Raw genomic sequence first — 3,030 nt, 5'->3', positions numbered from 1 at the left:
CTGAAATGGGGCGAAAGTCTGTGGACTCTGTGTAAGACAGTACATGGTTTTTTAACTGTGGTATGCGACGGTGGTGGAAGCAGAAACTTAAATCGTGAGGTTTAGGAATCGCCGCACTTTTAGGGCGGCGAGGATGTCAATCAAAAGCCGATCAGCATTGCTAACGGTGATCACAGGCAATGACTCTGAGGTATTTTCTTCACGCAGAACCTGCTCTAGGGAATCTTTCCCTTCCATACTGTGATTAGCGGTAAGCAAAATCATCTGATTCTCTTGAGCAAGTCGCCAAACCGTCCTGTCATCACTGTTGATCGACAAATCCATCTCTGCAAAGGTGACGAACTGCATCGGGACGATATCAAGCCAGCCCTGAGTTGCGATCGCACCAAAGAAAACCAAGGCATGACCTTTGAGATTGTGATCAATCAAAAAAATCATACTTTCGACTCACGCTTTGCCTTAGCCACTCGAAGCTTTTCCCAAGCAGCCTCGGAGCCTGGCTTAGGTGGTTGCGCAGCAATACGGGCAACTCGCTCACGATTTTGCTCTTCATAATATTGTCGGAGTTCTTCAGCTTCTTTGAGAACTTGCTGGTACTCAGCTTCCACATCCGCACGATGAGCCTCAATATAAGCCAGGGCAGCGTTAATTTGCTCTTCCGTCAGATCAAATAATCCCTGAATGAACTTAGGTGGATATTGAGCAGTCACATAATCCATTACATCATAGAGGGTGATGCGGGTTCCTGCGATTGTCAGTCCTCGCTCTGTACGAATGATAGCGGTTTGTTTATTTGATGCGAGCGTCATAGCTATAGTCTCAGTGTTTCACCATCTCATTCCATATTACCGCATGAAAAAGCAAGGTGAGCAAACGCCCACCCTGACTACTAATTCGCAAGCTCTTTAATCCTCAACCCAGACTTTCAAAATGTATTTCAGCCTCGTTCCTGCATCTAGCCAGTAGTGAACTCCAATATCTGGCAATTCAGTATCATTTGTGTGAGCATCACCAGGCCCCGTACTACAAGATCGGCGATCAAATTTAGACCACAGCTTCAATTAATGTGCATGGTGCGTTCCCCAAAATCGATCGCTGGAGCAGTAGGAGCCACATTAGGGAACGCACCCTACGGCGATTGCGTACTGCTACGCAGTGCCTTCGGCATCGCACTGCCATGTCTAGGAGCAAAGTGACGCTCGCGGCATCGGCAGCTGCAACGATCGGTTGGTTAGCCAGCGGTTACACAGGTAGCCAGGTATCCCGGTTTGGCAATGGGCCAGCCAACTTGCAGCGGGCAACAGGCGTCAGTGGATCAACGAGACCCTTCGTCTTATCTGACATGATAGAGTTGCCGAAGTTCATAACGTCGCAAGGCAGGACTGACCCGTGCACCCATTCAGAAATCGATCCATGTCGTGAAAAAAGCCGTCGTAACCAGAAAGGTTTACGAAACTTACTAGGTCCGTACTCGGCAATTGAGTTGGCAACGGGAGGATCATCGCCACGTCGGATTCCGACGTTATTGGGACGCTCCGCCTGTGCGTAAAGGGAGTGATCGAATTGCGCCACGGGATGAACGCTTCCATCATGGACGTGGGCAGTCGGGAAGAAAAGGGCCGTTGAATTCCGCGTCCTAAACGACAATGCCATGGGATGGATCCGCATGTCTCCAGATCGAAGCTGAAAGACGGCAAAACCAAAGTCACTGTAAAGCGGCAGCTGTTTCCAAACATCCTCTGGAAGGCGAAATCGAAGATCAAGTCTGTGAAAATCCGCGAGTGCGGGTACGAACGAAGCGTCAAACGCGCCAACTCGATGAACCATGAGATTTCTAGGACTCGCTCTCGCGACAGCGACGCCTTTGCTACGCATTTCCAGCGGCTGCGGGAAGCATCGATCCATGTCGCGAAAAAAGCCGTCGTAACCAGAAAGGTTTACGAAACTTACTTGGTCCGTACTCGGCAATTGAGTTGGCAACGGGAGGATCATCGCCACGTCGGATTCCGACGTTAGGCGCATCTCATACACTAAGTGCTGACGGTCGCCATTCAGGCGAGCGTAGATCTTCGTGTTGGACACCTGTTGAACGTCGTGAGAAAAGATACACATTGGATTGCGTCTGCCTAACTACATATTATGCGGAAACTTTCTGTATAACACTCTATTTAGGCGCAATCGCCAGAACTTTTCCCCATATCACCCCCAAAAGCGTGTTAGCCAGATTAGCATATTGCCAAAAACCTTGTTTAACTAAATTTCTGACAATTAGGCTCATTCTAGCAATGATTCTTCGATCTGACCGCACCCCTTGAAAAAAATTTATAATTATTCGACCTTTAGCGATCGCTATCGGGAGATAGTTGTTTTTTGTTAGAGCAGTATGGAGCAGTCTAACTGATGGCTATATTTCCAGATTATCGCCCGCAGGAAACCAATCTTCATCGAGAATTTGTTCAAGGGAACCAATGGGAATAACGGGGAAAGTATCGAGGGGTAATTGAGAGCGGTCACTGGCATTTTTTCTGGCTGAAAGATAACATTCATCAAAAATTTCCAAAAGATAAGGTTTCAGACTAGGACTATCTTTAAGTTCATCTAATATATCGAGACGAAAAGTTCTAATCTCTCCCTTCCAGTGACCTGCGTTTCTCTCTCTTTCTGCCGCCCAATATTTGAGCTTAAGTAAATGTTCTAATAATCGGGTTAACAGACTTTTAATTGTGCGCTTTTCACTCCTTCCCATACTTGCTAACTCCTCTAGTAAATTCTCTAAATCTACCCGCTCAAACTGTCTCGCTTGCAGTTGATTAATAGTAGTTCTAATCCAGAGATAAAAGTCTTCTTCGTACAGGGTTTTATTATCCATAATTTACCTCTATATATTACCTGAGAGGGGGACAAGCGAGCTAGAAGGTAGATAGGGCAAGCGATATCGCTCTTTGTCCTTTGATGTAATCCTTCAACCGATAGCGGCTAATTTGCATTAACTCTTCTATATTTTTTGGGAACATTTGATGTAGCTGGAGC

5 protein-coding genes are annotated in these 3,030 nt (G+C 46.7%); 2 read left to right on the top strand and 3 right to left on the bottom strand.

Translation table 11 applies throughout. The annotated features are described in order from the left end of the window. Positions 1-87 precede the first annotated feature (87 nt). Together O9290_RS19455 and O9290_RS19450 are read right to left on the bottom strand one after the other, a co-directional pair. On the bottom strand, positions 88-438 hold the full coding sequence (locus O9290_RS19455; protein ID WP_052277674.1) for a hypothetical protein: 351 nt from the start codon (positions 436-438) through the stop codon (positions 88-90). Continuing rightward, positions 435-809 (bottom strand): DUF433 domain-containing protein, encoded by a 375-nt coding sequence (locus O9290_RS19450; protein ID WP_002741484.1) that lies wholly within the window; start codon positions 807-809, stop codon positions 435-437. The genes O9290_RS19455 and O9290_RS19450 overlap by 4 nt, the downstream gene beginning before the upstream one ends. A gap of 261 nt (positions 810-1,070) precedes the next feature. On the opposite strand from O9290_RS19450, the gene O9290_RS19445 reads away from it, so the two are divergent. Continuing rightward, a complete protein-coding gene (locus tag O9290_RS19445) occupies positions 1,071-1,196 on the top strand; it encodes a hypothetical protein (protein ID WP_274518320.1) in 126 nt (41 codons plus the stop codon). 450 nt (positions 1,197-1,646) lie between these two features. Further along, a complete protein-coding gene (locus tag O9290_RS19440) occupies positions 1,647-1,829 on the top strand; it encodes a hypothetical protein (protein WP_002758344.1) in 183 nt (60 codons plus the stop codon). Between the two features lie 575 nt (positions 1,830-2,404). Here the strand turns inward: O9290_RS19440 and O9290_RS19435 are convergent. Then, the gene (locus O9290_RS19435; protein WP_288087400.1) at positions 2,405-2,869 is read right to left on the bottom strand and encodes a DUF29 domain-containing protein; all 465 of its coding nucleotides are present in this window, start codon (positions 2,867-2,869) and stop codon (positions 2,405-2,407) included. Positions 2,870-3,030: the final 161 nt, after the last annotated feature.

Source organism: Microcystis sp. LE19-41.2A, assembly GCF_027530405.1.
Lineage (GTDB): Bacteria > Cyanobacteriota > Cyanobacteriia > Cyanobacteriales > Microcystaceae > Microcystis > Microcystis aeruginosa.
The sequence above is the reverse complement of the archived record's forward strand: the minus strand, read 5'-3'. Positions and strand labels throughout refer to the sequence as shown.